At 49.7% G+C, this 16,623-nt stretch carries 21 protein-coding genes; 6 read left to right on the top strand and 15 right to left on the bottom strand.

Translation table 11 applies throughout. From position 1 onward, the window contains the following. Nucleotides 1-83: 83 nt before the first annotated feature. The 9 genes from NC981_RS10415 to gvpA form a co-directional block, all read right to left on the bottom strand. Nucleotides 84-725 (bottom strand): DUF2301 domain-containing membrane protein, encoded by a 642-nt coding sequence (locus NC981_RS10415; protein ID WP_348242778.1) that lies wholly within the window; start codon nt 723-725, stop codon nt 84-86. Nucleotides 726-755: 30 nt separating this feature from the next. Next, nucleotides 756-983 (bottom strand): gas vesicle protein GvpG, encoded by a 228-nt coding sequence (locus NC981_RS10410; RefSeq protein WP_190377535.1) that lies wholly within the window; start codon nt 981-983, stop codon nt 756-758. A 3-nt stretch (nt 984-986) separates the two neighbouring features. Further along, a complete protein-coding gene (locus NC981_RS10405) occupies nt 987-1,724 on the bottom strand; it encodes a GvpL/GvpF family gas vesicle protein (RefSeq protein ID WP_348242777.1) in 738 nt (245 codons plus the stop codon). 13 nt (nt 1,725-1,737) lie between these two features. Continuing rightward, the gene (locus NC981_RS10400; RefSeq protein WP_348242776.1) at nt 1,738-2,181 is read right to left on the bottom strand and encodes a gas vesicle protein K; all 444 of its coding nucleotides are present in this window, start codon (nt 2,179-2,181) and stop codon (nt 1,738-1,740) included. 24 nt (nt 2,182-2,205) lie between these two features. Next, the gene (locus NC981_RS10395) at nt 2,206-2,553 is read right to left on the bottom strand and encodes a single-stranded DNA-binding protein (RefSeq protein ID WP_190377538.1); all 348 of its coding nucleotides are present in this window, start codon (nt 2,551-2,553) and stop codon (nt 2,206-2,208) included. 36 nt (nt 2,554-2,589) lie between these two features. Then, a complete protein-coding gene (locus NC981_RS10390; RefSeq protein ID WP_190377539.1) occupies nt 2,590-2,949 on the bottom strand; it encodes a gas vesicle protein in 360 nt (119 codons plus the stop codon). A gap of 24 nt (nt 2,950-2,973) precedes the next feature. Further along, complete coding sequence (gvpN, locus tag NC981_RS10385) at nt 2,974-4,122, bottom strand: gas vesicle protein GvpN (protein ID WP_348242775.1); 1,149 nt, start codon at nt 4,120-4,122, stop codon at nt 2,974-2,976. Nucleotides 4,123-4,142: 20 nt separating this feature from the next. Then, complete coding sequence (locus NC981_RS10380) at nt 4,143-5,033, bottom strand: hypothetical protein (protein ID WP_348242774.1); 891 nt, start codon at nt 5,031-5,033, stop codon at nt 4,143-4,145. Nucleotides 5,034-5,135: 102 nt separating this feature from the next. Then, nucleotides 5,136-5,354 (bottom strand): gas vesicle structural protein GvpA, encoded by a 219-nt coding sequence (gene gvpA, locus NC981_RS10375; RefSeq protein ID WP_190377542.1) that lies wholly within the window; start codon nt 5,352-5,354, stop codon nt 5,136-5,138. Between the two features lie 392 nt (nt 5,355-5,746). Here gvpA and NC981_RS10370 point away from each other — a divergent pair, with 392 nt between their 5' ends. Next, a complete protein-coding gene (locus NC981_RS10370; RefSeq protein ID WP_348242773.1) occupies nt 5,747-6,904 on the top strand; it encodes a putative N-acetylmannosamine-6-phosphate 2-epimerase in 1,158 nt (385 codons plus the stop codon). Nucleotides 6,905-7,019: 115 nt separating this feature from the next. Here the strand turns inward: NC981_RS10370 and NC981_RS10365 are convergent, their stop codons facing one another. Next, entirely contained in the window at nt 7,020-7,304 is a 285-nt protein-coding gene (locus NC981_RS10365) for a hypothetical protein (protein WP_348242772.1), read from the bottom strand. A gap of 159 nt (nt 7,305-7,463) precedes the next feature. Next, nucleotides 7,464-8,654: a pentapeptide repeat-containing protein gene (locus NC981_RS10360; RefSeq protein WP_348242771.1), complete on the bottom strand. Its 1,191-nt coding sequence runs from the start codon at nt 8,652-8,654 to the stop codon at nt 7,464-7,466. Between the two features lie 594 nt (nt 8,655-9,248). Here NC981_RS10360 and NC981_RS10355 point away from each other — a divergent pair. Then, the gene (locus NC981_RS10355; RefSeq protein ID WP_348242770.1) at nt 9,249-9,569 is read left to right on the top strand and encodes a hypothetical protein; all 321 of its coding nucleotides are present in this window, start codon (nt 9,249-9,251) and stop codon (nt 9,567-9,569) included. On the opposite strand, the gene NC981_RS10350 is transcribed toward NC981_RS10355, so the two are convergent. Beyond that, nucleotides 9,558-9,923, bottom strand: coding sequence for a hypothetical protein (locus tag NC981_RS10350; protein WP_348242769.1), 366 nt, complete (start codon nt 9,921-9,923; stop codon nt 9,558-9,560). The two genes, NC981_RS10355 and NC981_RS10350, sit on opposite strands and share 12 nt — an antisense overlap. Before the next feature lie 125 nt (nt 9,924-10,048). On the opposite strand from NC981_RS10350, the gene NC981_RS10345 reads away from it, so the two are divergent. Further along, entirely contained in the window at nt 10,049-10,195 is a 147-nt protein-coding gene (locus tag NC981_RS10345; protein WP_348242768.1) for a hypothetical protein, read from the top strand. A 185-nt stretch (nt 10,196-10,380) separates the two neighbouring features. Next, nucleotides 10,381-11,040, top strand: a complete 660-nt coding sequence (locus NC981_RS10340) for an HNH endonuclease (protein WP_348242767.1) — start codon at nt 10,381-10,383, stop codon at nt 11,038-11,040. 115 nt (nt 11,041-11,155) lie between these two features. Here NC981_RS10340 and NC981_RS10335 read toward each other — a convergent pair whose 3' ends face one another. Then, nucleotides 11,156-12,019 (bottom strand): hypothetical protein, encoded by an 864-nt coding sequence (locus NC981_RS10335; protein ID WP_348242766.1) that lies wholly within the window; start codon nt 12,017-12,019, stop codon nt 11,156-11,158. A gap of 363 nt (nt 12,020-12,382) precedes the next feature. On the opposite strand from NC981_RS10335, the gene NC981_RS10330 reads away from it, so the two are divergent. Beyond that, nucleotides 12,383-13,333: an NmrA/HSCARG family protein gene (locus NC981_RS10330; RefSeq protein ID WP_348242765.1), complete on the top strand. Its 951-nt coding sequence runs from the start codon at nt 12,383-12,385 to the stop codon at nt 13,331-13,333. Between the two features lie 384 nt (nt 13,334-13,717). Here the strand turns inward: NC981_RS10330 and NC981_RS10325 are convergent, their stop codons facing one another. Beyond that, a complete protein-coding gene (locus tag NC981_RS10325; RefSeq protein WP_348242764.1) occupies nt 13,718-13,858 on the bottom strand; it encodes a hypothetical protein in 141 nt (46 codons plus the stop codon). A 469-nt stretch (nt 13,859-14,327) separates the two neighbouring features. On the opposite strand from NC981_RS10325, the gene NC981_RS10320 reads away from it, so the two are divergent. Beyond that, on the top strand, nt 14,328-14,858 hold the full coding sequence (locus tag NC981_RS10320) for a hypothetical protein (protein ID WP_348242763.1): 531 nt from the start codon (nt 14,328-14,330) through the stop codon (nt 14,856-14,858). Nucleotides 14,859-15,397: 539 nt separating this feature from the next. On the opposite strand, the gene NC981_RS10315 is transcribed toward NC981_RS10320, so the two are convergent. After that, on the bottom strand, nt 15,398-16,111 hold the full coding sequence (locus NC981_RS10315; protein ID WP_348242762.1) for a GAF domain-containing protein: 714 nt from the start codon (nt 16,109-16,111) through the stop codon (nt 15,398-15,400). Nucleotides 16,112-16,623: the final 512 nt, after the last annotated feature.

Here is a 16,623-nt window from a genome sequence, read left to right as displayed (position 1 = left end):
AATCCTCAAAACCCCAGTTTCAGTATTCCCGTATTCAGAGTGAATAGATTACGAGCTGGGTTGTTCGTCGAGCGTGGCGTTTGTTAATTGCTTTCTCTTTTCTCACTCTGAGTCTTGAGATACTCAAACACACTTTTATCCCCGATATCAGGGGGGATGGATTGAATTGATTTCCGCATCGCAAAAATGACGAATAGAACTGCCCAACCTCCTAATAATGCTTGTTCCCACGAGGTTGGTAGCCATCCGGTTAGATGTCCAAGCAATAGCAGTGGCACGATCGGCGTGAGTAATTTTGTCTCAAAGCGATTAAAGCAAACTGCCTCTTTGAAGAAAATTCCGGTTAACGCTGCGAACGTGAATCCAACTCCAAAAATCCAAATGGGATGCTGATACACATACAATCCCAACGGCTCAGAACTCATGAATAAGAGCGCGATCGAAGCGATTCCGCCGATCGCCCAGAATGCCTGAAGTGCTAGATGCAGGGGTTTGAGATAGATATGAATCGTAAATAAACTGACTCCTAATGCTGCCCAAAAGATGAAATAGAGTGGCGTAATCCAAGCGTAATTTTGGAGAAAAGCGAATCCGGCCGCGATCGCAAAACTCAACGCAGCGATCGCGAGTCCAGTGCGGTAGACAATCACGCCTTGTCGATCGTGATCATCGAGCGTGAACGTTCCGAATTGGCCTTGATATACGATCTGTTCTTGAGTTTGCATAAGAGTATCAATGCGACTCTTCTATGCTACTCAAGAGCAATTCTGATCTTCGAGAGCTTGAATTGCCAGCAACAATTCTTCTTCCTGAACTTCAAATTCTTCCTCCGGAATCTCACCCAGATCAAAGGCAAGCTGTAAAGCCAACAACCGCTTATTCAAGTTCTCGGTCTGATCTAGCTCAGCATCAACTCGCTCTTGGATTTGTTCAGCGATCCAACCCAGCCCAGTCACAGGGGCAAATAACAAACGTAAAACCATGCTTCACCCCCGATCGAACTGTGCGAAATTGTAAGGAGCCGTGAAATCGTTGTAGCGAATCTTCAAACGTCCCTCGAACTGTTGATCGAGCCATTCCACTTTTTGACTAAATTCCGATTCCAAATCCCACGGAATTAAGTAGGCTGCATTGTAGATCATTGCTTCTGTCAGCAATTCGTTTTCGACTGCTTCAAGCGCCATCGAATTAAGCGTGGTTTGAAAGGCAGCGACGATCGATTCGCGTCGATCGTTCATCGCTTGTTCGATCGCTTGCCCAATGTGGACAATCTCATCCATACTGAGCGATTTTCCTTCTAAGCTGTCTCGCTTGGCTCTCAGTGCTGCATCTTGCGCCATCAATGCTTTTAGTTCTTCGGCGCTATCCCAAAATAGTTTGATGCTGACTTCTCGGTGTCCTGACAGCTTTTCAAACAGACGGTGAAGATGATCAGAGTGCGGTGCAGTCAGTTGGTGAGCAACGGTTTCCCAAGTGTCGATCGTTAGCCCAAATTGGAGCGGTAATAAGGTGCGATATCCTGCTCTCATCGCTTGTTCTAATACTTTTTCGTGTCCAAGCAGATTGCGCCGACTTGCAAGATAACGGTCTTGTTTTGCTTCAGAGTACAAAAACGCAAATCCGTCTATGATTTCGGTTTGCACAGGCTTTTGGTCTAGTCCTTGAAGTTCAAGGTTTTGAGGGCCGGGAGCGGGGAAAATGCCGTAGAGATAAAGATTGCTCATCGTGAATCGGGGGCTAAAGGGGCTTGGATGTGAGAACCAGTTGGAGTTTGGCGTGAATTAGATCAATGTCAGCAAGTCCCAAATCGAGATCACCTTGCAGCACTACGCCTGTATTGAGTAATCGATCGAGCAGTTCCAAAATTGTGGGGCTCGCTGATCGTTCACCCGGATAGTAACCTCCAGCTTTTGGTAATAACGTGCCCACTTCGCCCAGATCAATATTCAAATCTGCCGGATCAATCTCAAAAATTTCGCACATCCGCACGACTTGTGCCTCTAGTTGGCGCAAACTTTCCGCCGCTCGATCGAGGTCGCGATCGCTCAGTTGTCCGTTGTCCATGCGTCGGATCACTTGTGCTTCCATCAGTTGACGAATCAGTTCAACGACGGTCAACAGCAAGGGTGCGAGTCCTGATTTGTTTGAGGTGGGGGTGAGCTGGCTTGATTGGGGGGACACGGGGGCTTTACTCCTTATCGATCGCTATCGCAAACTCCGCACAACATAATCGGGGAGAGATTCCGCCTCAGCCGAATCTTTGAATGTAATTAACTTCAGGTAACTGGTCTCATCGCCCTCACCTTTGCCATTTGCGCGAGAAAACCAAATTGCTGCTCCAAACTTGCGGTTTTCGCCACTGCGACGGGTGTAGACATGACCACACCACACCACTTTGGTAACACCATGCTCATCCTGACTAATCGGCGTTGCTCCAATCTTTGACCAATCAAAGTCCTTGTAGTTCTTTAACGGACGTTGCCAATTGGGGGGATTGTTACCTGCCAATACTTTCATGACAAGCAGCAGTTCTTTTAGAGTGTCGTCGTTCATGGCGCTGAGTAGTAATTCTGATCTATAGCCATTATGCTACAAATCCTCAAGCAGTGATTCTAGAGTGTTCGTCTGCGTCAATTTTTTCGGCGCTGAGCGGAGGGCTGCGAGTTCTTTTTCCAGCGTGTCAACGCGATCGAGCAGTCGCTGATTCGTTTCGATTAATTCTTTTGGAGGCGAACTGAAGTGGGGATTGTTTTCCCACCAGTTGATCCCCATTTCTTTGGCTTTATCGACGGAAGCAATTAAAAGCCGAATCCGAATCGTCAGTAGCTCGGTGGTGGCAACGGAAACGGAAATGTCTCCCGCGATCACGATTCCTTTGTCTAGAACGCGCTCTAAGACATCGGCTAACGTTGATCCGGTCGCAGTGGGCATGGATTTCTGACTGCTCATTCTCTGACTGCTCTGGGTTGTGAGTTACGCTTCGGATTGGACAGGTGCAACCGCAAAAAAGCGTCGATCGCGATGAACCACAAGTTCTTGAGTCACTAACGATCGCAGCGCTTCTAAAAGTTCTGTCCGAGCCAGACTAAACTCGCTTTCAAGCTCAGTAAGTCCTGCTCCGTCTGATCGCAGTAGATAGCGATAAATCTGCTGTTCTTGAGTCAAGTGTTCAGTGGGCTGATGTGGCAATCCATCGAGTAGTTCTGCTACTTGCGAGGTCAGCGATGGCGGCTCCACCGCGCCGATCATTTCATTCAGCAGTTCCCAGAGTATTTTAGTTGCATCTTCAAGGGGCAGGCTCGCTCGCGACAGCAAGACATCCGAGCAAATATCCCGAAATTCCGAATCTTCAGGCAGAACAGGAATATTGTGTTCCTGGCAAACTTTCGCAATCACTAATGCCGATCGCAGTCCTGATGCTTTGTCTGCCTTGGTTTTTTGCCGAAACGATCGGATTAATCGCACGATCAGGGCTGCACTGAGCCGCTCAATTTCGGTCTTCTGAATCAGAATCTCTTGCTGGGTGAGTTCATCCGGTTCTGGAATGTTGATCGTCACCAGTCGATCCATTAGCGCATCCTGAGTCGAATGCACACCGCAATACTCTTCCGGGTTTGAGGTCAAAATCGCTCGAAACTGGGGATTGACGCGGATATATTCGGTTTGATTGCTCGTCGGAGGCAGCACTAAAAGCTTTTCTTCTAGGGCGGAGAGCAAGACGTTATTCACTTCGGGGCGCGATCGATTGAATTCGTCGTACACCAGCGTAAAACCTTCTCGACAAGCCAGAGTCAATCGCGAATCGACCCAAGTATGCTTCATCTCGTCTTCGACTTTGACGACGCTGTGAATGTAGTTATCCACCACTTTCTTTCGGGTGTATCCTGCTTGTGCCCCGATGAGATCCGAGCTTTTTGAGTCGTCATCTCCATACATCAGCATGATCGGGCGCGATAACAGGTCTGCTAAATGCAGCGCTAAGGTCGTTTTACCGACTCCGGCACAGCCGCGTAAATGGACAGAAAAACCGGATTGCAAATATCGCAAAGCGCGAGTTGCAATCCGTTCGATCGCAGGGGTACTGACAAAACGGCGGGGGCTAGCTCTTAATACAGTCGTCACGGGGGCAATCCTCTACTGGTTTAAACTGGGGTGGAAATCAAATACATCCGATCGCGCTGCGTAATCTTGCCTTGCTGAATTAGCGATCGTAGTCCTTCAACCACTTGAATTCGGGTCATACTGAGCGCGGACTCAAGCTCAGTGAGACGAACGCTTTGCATGACTTCGATGTATTCGTAAATTTTTTCGTTGATCAGGGTTTTGGGTGAAGTGGGGGAGGTGGGGAGTGGGGAGTGGGGAGTTTCACACAGAGCAGGCTGAAGCGCTTGATCGCCCCACATCGTTTGAGCGAGATTGGCGCGGAATTGTTGAAGCTGCGATCGGAACTCTGCTAATTCAGCGAATAATTGAGTCATTTCAGCTTTGCGATCGTGCTGGGCTTGTAGGGCTTTTTCTTGCCGCTCCAATGCTGCATCCGTGAGAAATGCGGCTACATCAGAGCGCAGTTTCTCCACAAAGCAGGTTAAATCGCGAGTGAGTTGAATTCGTTGTTCAATCCGCGCTTGATGTGCGGCTTCTAAATGCGATCGTGTCTCGGTTTGCAATCTTTGAAGATCGGCTTGAAGGCTCTGTTGAAGCGAGGTTACAGTCTCGGTAAGCGTTGCTCGGAATTGGTGTAAGTCGTGCTTCAACTGCTGCGAAGCTAAGTCACGCTCGGCATGAGCGATCGCAAGAAATTCCTGAGTCTGTTGGTGGAGGGATTCACAGTAGTTTTGCAGGGCTTCGCGCCGTACACGGGCATCGTGCGATAGTGTTTCCCGAAATAAACTCAGATCGCTGCGGAGTTGAGATGCCTGCGCTTGACGCTGCTTCTGCGTATCTTGTAAAAGCAGCGAAACGGCTTGGCGACGTTGCACGACCTGTTGAAGTCGGTACTGCCGTTGCTGTTGCCAGGAGTCTTTAAAAGCCATTGCGTTTAATATGATGAATCGTGCAGTTTGCAAGCCTAGAAAACTGGGGAAGCCCGATCGATCCCCCAGTCAACCAGGATCTAGGAGCGATGAACTCGCATCCTATGCAGCAGGAACCGCTGCTTGAGCAGTCAATCCGACCGCTTCAGCATATTTCAGGTAGGTCTCGACCGAAGCGATTACAACTCGTGCTTCAACCGCCAACAGTTCGATGCCGACGAGTGAAACGCGCACCCAAGCATCGACCACAATTCCTTTGTCGAGGATACGATCGACCACTTCTGCCAAGCTGGATGAGGAGTTTACTTTTTCAACAGCCATGATGTAGTTCCGTGTTGAGTAGGGTTGAATGCGGTAGCCCTGTTAATTCAGACATTAATTCAGCGACTTCCATACTTAAGATGCACAGGAAACAACTGTGGACAACTAAGAACAAATACGGAATCTGCATAATGCAGCGATGCAAGCCTCAGCAGTCATACGGATGAAACAAAGCGCTAAAACGGTATTCGCGCATCGAATCTGCCACTTCTGGTAACAAACCCTGAGAAAAGGGAATCAGTTTAAAGCTGTGACCCCAAGTTTGAGCAGAAGCATGGAGCTTTAGTCATTTGATCAAAAGCGCGACGCAGTTTATATTGATACGCAAGGAATTCTCAGGCTTAAATTTCTTCATCGCAGCAAAATCTATGCGATTAGCACCGATTTAGTTCATGACAAACCGCTTTGCCCAACTGGTCAAAACAATGGAATACGGGCTAATTGTTTCTTGTCAAGCCCCGCCTAAGTCTCCCCTCCGGCACCCCTCGATTATTGCAGCCCTTGCAGAAGCCGCGATCGCTGAGAATGCCGTTGCCGTTCGAGTTGATACACCAGAGCATATTACTGCGGTACGTCAGCGCGTTTCTGCTCCTATGATTGGACTGTGGAAGCAGTCTGTTCCAAACTCTGAAATCTATATTACGCCTCAATTTGAACATGCTTGCGCGATCGCTGAAGCTGGGGCTGATTTGATTGCGATCGATGCGACGCTGCGCGATCGCCCCGAACCGGTCGCCACTTTAATCGATCGCATCCACACTGAATTAGATAAACCTGTGGTGGCTGACGTGGATACCCTGGAAGCGGCGATCGCCGCTGCTGAAGCTGGAGCCGATTTCATCGCAACGACGCTCTATGGCTATACCCCAGCCACTCTACAGCAAACACCCCCAGCGCTTAACCTGGTCAGCCAACTTGCGGAGAAGTTAGACACCCCTATTTTGTGTGAGGGCGGTATTGCATCTCCTCAGATGGCAAGACAAGCGCTTGATCTCGGAGCTTATGCCGTTGTGGTTGGCACTGCAATTACTGGCATCGAAGCACAAGTGCAGGCATTTGATCGAGCATTACGGCATAAACCTCCGGCGCTTTTGATTAAGCATGATGAGCGGTATCATTTTGCGCTGTTCTCGCAAGAACATCCTTCTTATCGCAGCTATGTGCGATCGAAACTGCGGCAATACAACGCAGAAAGTACAATCCGGGATGGATGTTTTGAGCAAGGGGCACTGCGGGGAACGCCGATTGAGATTTTTCTGCTTGACGATCGTCAGAAAATTAGAGCTGGAGTAGTTGGGCTAACTCGGTGGAATTGGTTGCTGATTGAAACGCTTTGGGTCGAGGAGTCGCTGCGTCGTCGGGGATTTGGCAAACAATTAATGCTGATGGCAGAACGAGAAGCAAAGCAGCGCGGCTGCACAGAAGCGATCTTGGATACCTTTAGCTGTCAAGCGAAGGGATTTTACGAAAACCTAGGCTACGAAATGTTTGCTCAGGTCGATGACTATCCATCCGGCTATAGCTTCTTTCAGCTTAAGAAGGAACTCTAACATAGCTCCAAAAGCATAGCCCCAAAAGAGAAATAGCCCCTTGCGGGAGCCGAGTTATGGTGCCAAACAACGGTATCAAGCCCGCAACCCTGAAACCCAGGCTGCGGCGGGGATTTCACCACGGAGGAATGCGATGAACGATAAACGTTCCACCATGTTCATCGGGCACGCCGCGCTGCAAGACGACATAAGAGATTTGTTTGTTCTCCGTCTGAAGCTCATAGGTCGCACCGCCCAGCCCGGTCGCTTCACTCACTTCTTCAGGTACAAATTGCGACTCGATCTCGCCTTCAAGCTCACGTAACTTAGAGCAAAGCGATTTGTAATAATTCAGCGCCGCCTCTGCTTGAATTTGCAAACTGACGTACTGATCTAACATCTCTCTGAACTCTGCATCCATCAAAGCCGCCTCCTGAATTCAACCACCACCACAGTAGTTCAAGCGATCCAGGAAGTACCAGAGTAGCGATCGCGTTAAAAAGCTAACGTAGCCGGGATTACTCTTGCTTCAGGTTAGCTATGCCTGCTCGTCCGCGGGCTTGAGTGTATTGGTAGCGTTTTACGGAGACGGCTGTATTTTTTTAGGAGTAGCTGGGCGCTTCGGCTTCTGAGGTTTGGGGGATTTTTGTACAGAAGGCAAGACGAATACTGTCGGCTGGATTGGTGTTATCCCTAACTGCTTCGAGAAGTCGTCGCTGTAGTAAGCTTCGTTCCAGTTCTTAGCCTGTTTGATTTGCTCTGGAGTAATGTTCTTTGCCTTTTTGAAGTCAGCCTGGGAAAGGTTAGCTCTAGTGAGGTTAGCCCCTTGGAGGTTGGCACTACCATACTCGTCATAAAGACGAGCAGCAGTGAAGTCGGCCCATTGGAAGTTTGCATTAGTGAAGTCTCCCTTCCTAAGATTGGCTCCCTGGAGATCGGCTCCGCTGAAGTCCGCACCTTCAAATTGGCTATGAAGTTGGGCACCGCTAAGGTCGGCATTTACAAAATATGTGCCAAGGACTTTTCCTCCAAGGATTAGGACTCCAGTGAGGTTAGCTCCAATGAGGCTAGCACTGCTGAAATTGGCGTTGACAAAACTAGCCCCGCTTAGATTAGTGTCATCCAAGTCCAGCCGAGTATCCGCTCGATCGTTCTGCACCTCTCGTCTGCCGAGCACTGTTAACGCAGACTGTACGTCTGTAGTCACCCTTGGTAACGGCTTGCGCTCCTCTGGCTTAGCTCGCCTCCATCCCTCCGGCAGCGGGGACTTGTTCCTTATATACGCGGTTAATACCTCCATTACCGTCCCGTGGTCTTTAGGTGAGTCCTTAGCAATGCGTTCCAAAGCGTAGATCGCGCCCAGTCGCACATGGATATCCTGGCTACCTAACTGCTCAACTGCTTTGGCAAAGCGATCGGTTACGAGTCGTTCTGTATTGAGTTGGCGCTCCGCCTGAGAGTTCTGATAAGTCAAATACAGCCCCACTCCTGCAAAGAGGGTTGCAATTACACCGAATGCCGAGATTATCACTTTGACGATATCTAGGGCTTCACCAGGTGTTTTTGCGGTAAAGGATAAACGCAAGAATTGCTTGGTCTTCCATACAAGCGATTGCTCTTGCCTTAGCAGCAAGAATGCCGCTACTGTGTAGTCCTCGGGTGTACCTTCTTGCCCGTACTGCTCCCAAAGCTCCTGGGCTCGCTGGATAATCTGCTCTTTTGTAAAGTTATAGCGTCCATATTTCGCGGCGCGGCTTTTCGGTTTCATCATCGGGCTCTTTATTTCTCACCGCAAATCTAACCTACGTGATTGCTGCCTGAGAAGATCCATTGATCCACTCAGCACCAGAGTAGAGATCGCGTTAAAAAGCTCACTTGTGATCTCAGTCCGCGGGGTTCTGATTGTCTGCTCCTTCCTCTTTGTGCCCAAGTAATGTCGAAAACGCCATTCTGGTAGTGTTGTTCGTGTTTGGTCTCTCTAAAAGCTCCCGTAAGTCTTGTTGAAATCTCTCATCGTCAAAGTTTGGTTGATTTCTCAATATCTGAACAAGAGAAACGACTGTAGCCAGAAGCTCGCCAAGATGCTCTCCCACTTTAGTTGCAAAAATTTCGTTATTTCCGGGTGTATTGTCTGCCTAGAATCCTAAAGGTTTACCGGGAGTGACCGCGACTCAGTTTATCAAAAACTCTGTATCGGATTTTGCTTCATTAGGGATTCCCTCTACCTTGACGCTCGTGGAGAAGTTCGGTACGGCAACGAGTGCAGCAGATGACCTCTGAGCGGGCGCGGCGTCACCTAAATCGCACACCTACAGAATAGGCGCTCTAGATAGCTTTAGAGGGACGTTGTGCCACGCCCTGCCTGATGAAACTCAATCCCGAACAGGTTCAGCAGGCCTTCGCCCGGCTCTCTTCAGAGAACGTTTCAGTCAGGAAAATCGCCAAAGACCTAAAAGTGCAGCCGTCCGCGCTGACTTATCGACTGAAGCGGCAATTCGGTGAATCGTATCTCAGCCTCAGCAAAGGTCTAAACTTCTCGCTCCTAAAATCCTTGAAGCAAGATATCCTACCCGGATTGACCGAATCCGAACAGGTCGAGGTGCAAGCGTGGATGACAGAAAACCTGCACCATCTGTCGATGCCTACTTTAGACTCAGGGCGATCGCTTCTGTACTCATCTACCTGAATTATTCTTGAGCGCTTTCATCTGTGCATCCACAGCATTCATATAACCTTGGTCTTGCAAAATGCTCTGCGGCAATAGATTTGCCTTGATCGCCGCTTGCACCACATCATTTGCCGTTAGAGTTCCTTGGTTACATCCATCCGCAAAGGCTCCATAGCTACGCAAGCCCTGCGCCCGGAGGCGGCCTTGGTATCCAGCATACACTAAGTCATACGGCGTTAGAGACGGAACGGCTGCTGTTGTCGCAATGGGAGCAGTCGTTGCATTGGTCGGGGTTGATTCTGCGCGCACGATCGGCATCGGAAGTAAAACAGTAGTCAGAAGCAGTCCTAGCATGAGTTTCCAATTATTCATGTCCTTTCTCCTAAGCATTCGTTGAGTTAGCGCACGCTTTAGCGAGCCAGTTTTACAGCTTAGAGGATGTCTCAGCAGTTGAAAAGTGGTCAGAACACTAAAGCCATCCTCTCAAGGTTGGAACAATGGAAGAATCTCCAGTCAATCTGATGCTCAACTCTGAACCCGCGATCGCGCCCATGACGATCACAGCGTGGCTAATCTTGGCGTTAATGTTTGGGCTAGTGGCTTGGGGATTTCTGGACGCAGAACTCGATCAGGAAAATCGCTGAGCGTTGGGGCAGCGTTGGGGCTACCGAGCGTAATGCAACACGGTTCAAAGTCGCATTCTCTCGTTCAGTAGAGGTACTAGCAGCAGGTGAACGGAGGCGTTAAGTCGCATATTTTCCCTGCGGGGTATCACCGCAAAGTTTATTGGTGGGCACGATAAGTCTGTGATGTTTCAGGGCGAATAATTATGGTTTCCAACTCCTCAAGCTTAGAGGCTCAACTCCATGAGGAAACGATCGCCATTTACCAACATGTAGGGCGTGAGACAGGGTATTGGGCCCACCGCTACCTGCAACGTGTGAAAAGGGTTGGTGGTTTGCAAGCAGCAAAAGATTGGCTTAAGCCGAAAAGCAATCCAACGAGCGGCTTACAGAAATTAGTTGAGATAAATCGGCTGGACTTATCCCTTGAAGCTTTAGTTCTCCGCCAACCTTGGTCAGCTCTTTTTACTAGCGAGGAATTGTCTGTTGCCCAAAAGCGACTAAATACTGTCTCTAGTGTTCGTCTTTCTGAAGAAGTTTCTGACAATCAGAAGCTGGTTGAGGGTTCAGTCTGCCAGGTTACGATCAATTCCTATGAGCGCAATCCTGAAGCCCGCAGGCGTTGCATTGAGTATTACGGTGTAAGTTGCTGCATTTGTGGCTTTAACTTTGAAGAGAAGTTTGGGTCGGTAGCGCAAGGGTTTATCCATGTACATCACTTAAAACCGCTATCGGAAATTCAGCAGGAGTATGAGGTTGATCCAATTGCTGACCTGCGCCCAGTTTGTCCTAATTGTCATGCCATGATTCATTTAGGTGGCAAGACAAGGAGGATGGAAGAGGTGAAATCGTGGTTACAGCATTAGTGCTTGCGACCTAACACTTCACAGCAGTGGACGGACGAAAGCTGCTGGTGCTGAGTTAAAGGCTGCCTGCTGCCGCTGCGCTTTGACGTTATCATTGAATTCGCTTTGCCAAATGCTAGCTAATTGCTGCGCCTTGCAGGAGTCCCATCCGCGCCAGAATTGGTGCATTCAAATCTGCGGCAATGCCAGCATTCCTGAACTCTAGAATGGCTACAAGATGCGGTAGCCCGAACTTAGAGGTTAGCTCACACTTGTAGCAGCAGCCAGCAGCCCGTCCCTCAGCATCGCAAGCTCTGCATGCGCTCCTATAGCACCACCATACCGTCGGTGCCTCAGACTGGCATGCCGCAGGCTCGGGTGGATCAGCGCGACAGCAGTGGTCTGGAAGTCCACTACATCCCGGAACGTCACGCCGGTCTGCACCGGTCCGACTGCATCCAAATGCTTCAGTCCACGCCCCGCTGCCCACGGTGCTAGCTCCGGCGAGAGGACTCCGATCACGGGTGGGACATGAACACCGAGTGTGAGGAGCAACGCCGGACGTTGGACTCGGAGCTGTTCGAGGAGAAACGCCTGGCAATGCGATACAAATTTTGCGTCGTTTGCGCCTGGGAATACGCCTGTTGTGGCAGTTCCCGCACGGAGTCCCATATAGAGATTTGTGAAAAAGCAGTGCTCTGGCACTACCCCCGGCGGACTCGAACAGCTTCAAGAGGTTGCTCCATGTGGGTAGCGTGAGGCGTTCTCCCCCAAGCCGCCGCGACTCAGCGTAGCCAGTCTCTGAGTGGAAGTCATGGCCGAGCACCATGATGCCGCCTACCGGAAAGGCGGGCATCGGGCACCCCTGCTTCATGCCCCACAGTCCGTATCCGCCAGGAAAAAACGCGAGTCTGCTAATTGGCTCCGGTACAGGTAGGACGCCGATCGGGTAGCCGTCCGATGGGTGGTGGCGTGCCCAGAGTGCTTCGGCAGGATGCATAAGCAGGGGGTTAGTCCAGTGTGAGAACGAAATTATGTTACGGAACTTGCATGGATGTAGTATTCCCAACGGATTACAGTTCTAGCCATTCTCGTGAGCCTAGCATTTAGACTGACTGCTTCCGCCCTGAGGATCACCGGCTCGGATGCACCCACTCCCTCCAGCTACGCGCTGGAACAGGCTTCCTACCTCAGGTAGATGCAAGCTCAGGCACAGTAGTGCGGTTAATGGGATGAATGGAATCCGTTGCTGTTCCGGTGGGGAGGAACTCAGCAGTAAAATTAAATTTCCTGTCAGCTCAGCGCTTCATGGGTTGACCAAAGGGGGAATTGAGAGATCGCTTCACAATAAGGAGAATTCATCATGACAGACAGGAAAACCATCGCCATTATTGGCGCAACAGGTGCCCAGGGCGGCGGTCTGGTTCGTGCCATCTTAAACGATACCAACGGGGGGTTCACCGCCCGTGCCATTACCAGAAACGTGCAGTCAGACAAAGCCACCGCTTTAGTCAACCAGGGAGCCAAAGTCGTTGCCGCTGACTTGGATGACATTGATAGCCTGCAACACGCTTTCTCTGATGCTTACGGTGCCTACTGTGTCACCAACTTCTGGGAACACTTCTCACCGGAAAAAGAGCTGATTCAGGCCCAGAACCTGGCCACCGCAGCAAAGCAAGCAGGGGTACAGCACGTCATCTGGTCTACTCTCGAAGACACGCGCCAGTGGGTGCCTCTCAGCGATGACCGGATGCCCACGCTAATGGACAAATACAAAGTGCCGCACCTTGATGCCAAGGGCGAGGCCAATCACTATTTCACCAATCTGGGCGTGCCCACCACCTTTCTGCTGACCTCATTCTACTGGGACAATTTCATTTACTTCGGTATGGAACCCCAAAAAGGCCCCGACGGCAGGTATGCCATTACCCTCCCTATGAGCGACAAGAAGCTGCCGGGAATCGCTTCCGAAGATATTGGCAGATGCGCTTATGGCGTTTTCCAGAAAGGCTCCGAGTTGATTGGTCAAACGGTCGGTATCGCAGGTGAGCACCTGACAGGCGATGAGATGGCGGCGGCATTCTCGCAAGCCCTCGGTCAAACGGTGGCTTACAACAGCGTTGATCCCGCTGTTTACCGCAGCTTTGGTTTTCCAGGGGCGGCAGACCTGGGCAATATGTTCCAGTTCAAGCGCGACTTCAATGACGACTTTTGCGGCGCACGTGATATCAATGTTGCTCGTTCGCTCAATCCTTTATTGCAAGATTTCGCAACCTGGCTCAACCGCAATAAGGACAGGATTCCACTGAAGTAGCGAAGATAATGGTTGATTGGTGATCGATGAATGCAGCGATCACCCCCGATGGTAAGCAACACTCTAAAGTAAGACTGTGGCATTCCCAGTTCTGTGTCAAGCTGCACAGAACTGGGATTTATCTCGTTGTGGTGTTTCTGCTGAACATTTGTACAGTGACTAATCAAATGACATCGGGACAAATTCGTGTCATCCAACCAACCTGAGCACCGTACACTTCAAGGATTGAAAAACTCTTCGGAATTAGTGCTTAACGGAACGCGAACGAGATACTTCGTTTGTCACTAAAAAGTATTTGCGACATAATCTTTTTTTGTGCCCTATCCGTAAACGAGCCTTTTTTGATAAGGCGGTAAGCACTGGCTGTACCCAGTTGCTATCCGTTTACAGTTCCAGTTCATAAATCTGGGCAATTTCCTCGGCTTGAATACCTAGGTAAGCTAGCGTTTGCTGCTGTGTGGCATGTCCAAAGGCTTTTATCAGCGGCGGAATAGCGGTACCGCGCTCCATATGCTGAATTGGCACGAAAAGCAGTATTAATTTCCAGCACAAATAAACACAGGTTCCGCGGTTGGTCACGCATCAAGAAATGGCTGCGTTCGATCGCCTTCTTATCCGAATCGGTTCAGCATTCTGAAGTTTTTTGTAATAGTTAATGAAATAGAAGGAGCAGGTCAATTGGGTCTTCTCGCTTCACAACGGTCAAACACTATTCCGAAATTACTTAGGACGCTTAGTAAACTGACCCTTCTCCTCCTTAACACCCGCTCCCTCGCTCTATAACAGAAGTATGGAACCAGAGCTAAGAGTCTTCCACCTCCACGCTCATCCGGTTTCTCTTCGCACTCACTCGCTTCCCAGCATTCTGGAGTAGTTCGCACCTCTACCTCGGTCTGCTGGTGATACCCAAGAAGTGGTAAGTCGCTCGATGTTTCTTCTCGCTGCCAAATAAGGCAGAAACTCTCTTTTAACTTTCACAACTCTTCAGGTGACTATGAGATCTCTTCAATCTGTGGCAATGCTTTCGGGTCTCGCTGCCTTAGTTGTTTCGCCGCTGTTCCTCGGTGCTGGCGCTGCTTCGGCTCAAACGGCTCCTCGTTATGATCGCAGTTATGTCGGTGCTGGCATTTCTGGCGGTGTCCTTAGCGGTGGGCGCGGTAATGATGACACGTCTTTTGGTGGCAATGTGCAAGGTCGCTTTGCAATTCCCAATACTCCTGTGTCTGCACGTGGTTCGGTCTTGTTTACGGGCGACAATAGTGCGATCGTTCCAACTGTGACCTACGATGTGCGGTTGAACGACAAATCGAATGTGTATGCGGGAGCGGGCTACTCGTTTGTGCAGAATGGTGGAGTAACCTCGCCGATTGGTAATCAAGATGCACCGGTGCTGACGGTGGGAGTGGAATCCCAAGTGGCGAAAGGTGTCGTGGTGTATAGCGATGCCAAGTATGGCATCAATGCCTACCGAGGCAGTGATGCGGGTGCGCTGAGTCTGCAAGCGGGTGTAGGACTAGAGTTCTAAGCGCGTATCGAGCAGACAAAGTTACAGGCTTGACCAATGACTAAGGGACAGGGTTCTCACGTTAAAGTGGGAGCCTTTTCTTTTATCAGTATCTGGCTGAGCAGAGGTTGGCTGCTGAGATTTGCAGATGCAGTTGGTGATCGCACCTTTATTCATTCAGTCTGCACATAATACAGCCGTGTTACAAATCTTTAAAATTTACTACAGTTGTAGATCGCTAAGAGGCGTGACTTGACCCAATCGCTCTATCTTAACTTGAGATTATTCGTCTCAAAATCTCGCGAGACTAAAATCGGACTGAATGTTCGATTTCTCAGTCGCTGAAACGCCCAAAATTCATGAGACTGCCCCTCCCTTCAACTCGGTTGCTCAATTGCCCTCAACACAGTCACGGTAAAGCTTTTCATCTTGTCTCACTTTTCCGAACTTCTGCTGACCGTGCAGCCTTCCCATTCGGTGCTTGCTCACTTTCGCACAGAAACTATGAAAATAATCTGCTTCAACTCGTCTGGCTGAGCCCAAATGCCCGGTCCTTCAACTTATTGAGGGTCTTCGAGCAAGAGCTTTTTTGCGACCTCGGGGAATTGCTGTTGCAGACATGCGTCGCAAATCCCGTGGGTAAACTGCACGTCTGAATGCTGCTTGATGAACTTTTCAACGCTGGACCAATAGCCTTGGTCATCTCGAATGCTTTTGCAGTAAGAGCAAATGGGAATTAATCCTTCCATCAGATCGATCTGGTGAAGGGCTTCAGTTAAACTCGCCAACACTCGCCGCAACTCGAGCTGGGCAATCACCTGCCGCGCCAGTGCTTCCAGAGCCAGCTTCTGGGGCGTGGATAACGCTCGGGGTCGTCGATCGATGACACAAAGCGAACCAAGCGCATGTCCTTCGGGAGTAATCAGCGGTGCACCGGCATAAAACCGAATCCTTGGATCATCGGTGACGAGTGGATTGTCCATAAACCGTTCGTCCAGCAGGGCATCGTTCACCACTAGGGTTTCGGGACTCAAGATAGTATGTCCACAAAACGCGAGATTCCGATCGGTTTCATCCACCTCTAAGCCCACCTTCGACTTGAACCACTGTCGCTCTGCATCGACGAGGCTAATCAGGGCGATCGGAACCTCGCAGATGAACGAGGCTAGCAAGGTGAAGTCGTCATAGGACTGCTCTGCAGGGGTATCTAAGATGCGGTATTGTCTCAGTGCTTCCAGTCTCGCAGCTTCTTGAGCCGGTTTTCGTACTTTCATCGCATAGACCTCTGTTTGTCCTGCAACCAAGGTTGCTGGCGCCAATAGTATTTTAGTATTTTCTATGCAACCGAACGCTGAGAAAGCTCCTCCTTGCTCGTTCTCAAGCAGAACAGTCACTGACGTTTAATCTCATACTTATTGACCATAGCGATTAAACAAAGAAACACGAGAAAATGTGATAGTGCTTAACATGATATTATGCCCAAGTTCTCTTCGCCTCAAAAGCAGGAAGCTGCAAGCATTGGGTCATGTCATTAGGAACAAACCTGATGCTCCATGTTGAACTCAGGATTGATAAAAGGCTAAAAGCGATGGCGAAGGTTGATACTTAGCGCCTTCACATCTCTCTCTCTATCATCGAGGAATTCTAGCGATTTGTAGGTGCTTAACGAAATGTATTACTTATCGAAAGGATTGAAATAACCAAGCTTACCTGGTTTAGGCTGGCAAATCGTATAAAGCTCCATCAAGCGAAATATTTGCAACGCGGTCGTGATCGCTTATATAAA

Origin of the sequence: Leptolyngbya sp. DQ-M1 (assembly GCF_039962505.1) — a bacterium.
Taxonomy (GTDB): Bacteria; Cyanobacteriota; Cyanobacteriia; order Leptolyngbyales; family Leptolyngbyaceae; genus Leptolyngbya.
This window is presented reverse-complemented; position numbering and strand designations above follow the sequence as displayed.

Excerpts from the sequence above, each read along its gene's own strand:
- NC981_RS10415 (WP_348242778.1), bottom strand. The coding sequence starts at position 725 with ATGCAAACTCAAGAACAGATCGTATATCAAGGCCAATTCGGAACGTTC.
- NC981_RS10410 (WP_190377535.1), bottom strand. The coding sequence starts at position 983 with ATGGTTTTACGTTTGTTATTTGCCCCTGTGACTGGGCTGGGTTGGATC.
- NC981_RS10405 (WP_348242777.1), bottom strand. The coding sequence starts at position 1,724 with ATGAGCAATCTTTATCTCTACGGCATTTTCCCCGCTCCCGGCCCTCAA.
- NC981_RS10395 (WP_190377538.1), bottom strand. The coding sequence starts at position 2,553 with ATGAACGACGACACTCTAAAAGAACTGCTGCTTGTCATGAAAGTATTG.
- NC981_RS10390 (WP_190377539.1), bottom strand. The coding sequence starts at position 2,949 with ATGAGCAGTCAGAAATCCATGCCCACTGCGACCGGATCAACGTTAGCC.
- NC981_RS10380 (WP_348242774.1), bottom strand. The coding sequence starts at position 5,033 with ATGGCTTTTAAAGACTCCTGGCAACAGCAACGGCAGTACCGACTTCAA.
- gvpA (WP_190377542.1), bottom strand. The coding sequence starts at position 5,354 with ATGGCTGTTGAAAAAGTAAACTCCTCATCCAGCTTGGCAGAAGTGGTC.
- NC981_RS10370 (WP_348242773.1), top strand. The coding sequence starts at position 5,747 with ATGACAAACCGCTTTGCCCAACTGGTCAAAACAATGGAATACGGGCTA.
- NC981_RS10365 (WP_348242772.1), bottom strand. The coding sequence starts at position 7,304 with ATGGATGCAGAGTTCAGAGAGATGTTAGATCAGTACGTCAGTTTGCAA.
- NC981_RS10360 (WP_348242771.1), bottom strand. The coding sequence starts at position 8,654 with ATGATGAAACCGAAAAGCCGCGCCGCGAAATATGGACGCTATAACTTT.
- NC981_RS10355 (WP_348242770.1), top strand. The coding sequence starts at position 9,249 with ATGAAACTCAATCCCGAACAGGTTCAGCAGGCCTTCGCCCGGCTCTCT.
- NC981_RS10350 (WP_348242769.1), bottom strand. The coding sequence starts at position 9,923 with ATGAATAATTGGAAACTCATGCTAGGACTGCTTCTGACTACTGTTTTA.
- NC981_RS10345 (WP_348242768.1), top strand. The coding sequence starts at position 10,049 with ATGGAAGAATCTCCAGTCAATCTGATGCTCAACTCTGAACCCGCGATC.
- NC981_RS10340 (WP_348242767.1), top strand. The coding sequence starts at position 10,381 with ATGGTTTCCAACTCCTCAAGCTTAGAGGCTCAACTCCATGAGGAAACG.
- NC981_RS10335 (WP_348242766.1), bottom strand. The coding sequence starts at position 12,019 with ATGCATCCTGCCGAAGCACTCTGGGCACGCCACCACCCATCGGACGGC.
- NC981_RS10330 (WP_348242765.1), top strand. The coding sequence starts at position 12,383 with ATGACAGACAGGAAAACCATCGCCATTATTGGCGCAACAGGTGCCCAG.
- NC981_RS10320 (WP_348242763.1), top strand. The coding sequence starts at position 14,328 with ATGAGATCTCTTCAATCTGTGGCAATGCTTTCGGGTCTCGCTGCCTTA.
- NC981_RS10315 (WP_348242762.1), bottom strand. The coding sequence starts at position 16,111 with ATGAAAGTACGAAAACCGGCTCAAGAAGCTGCGAGACTGGAAGCACTG.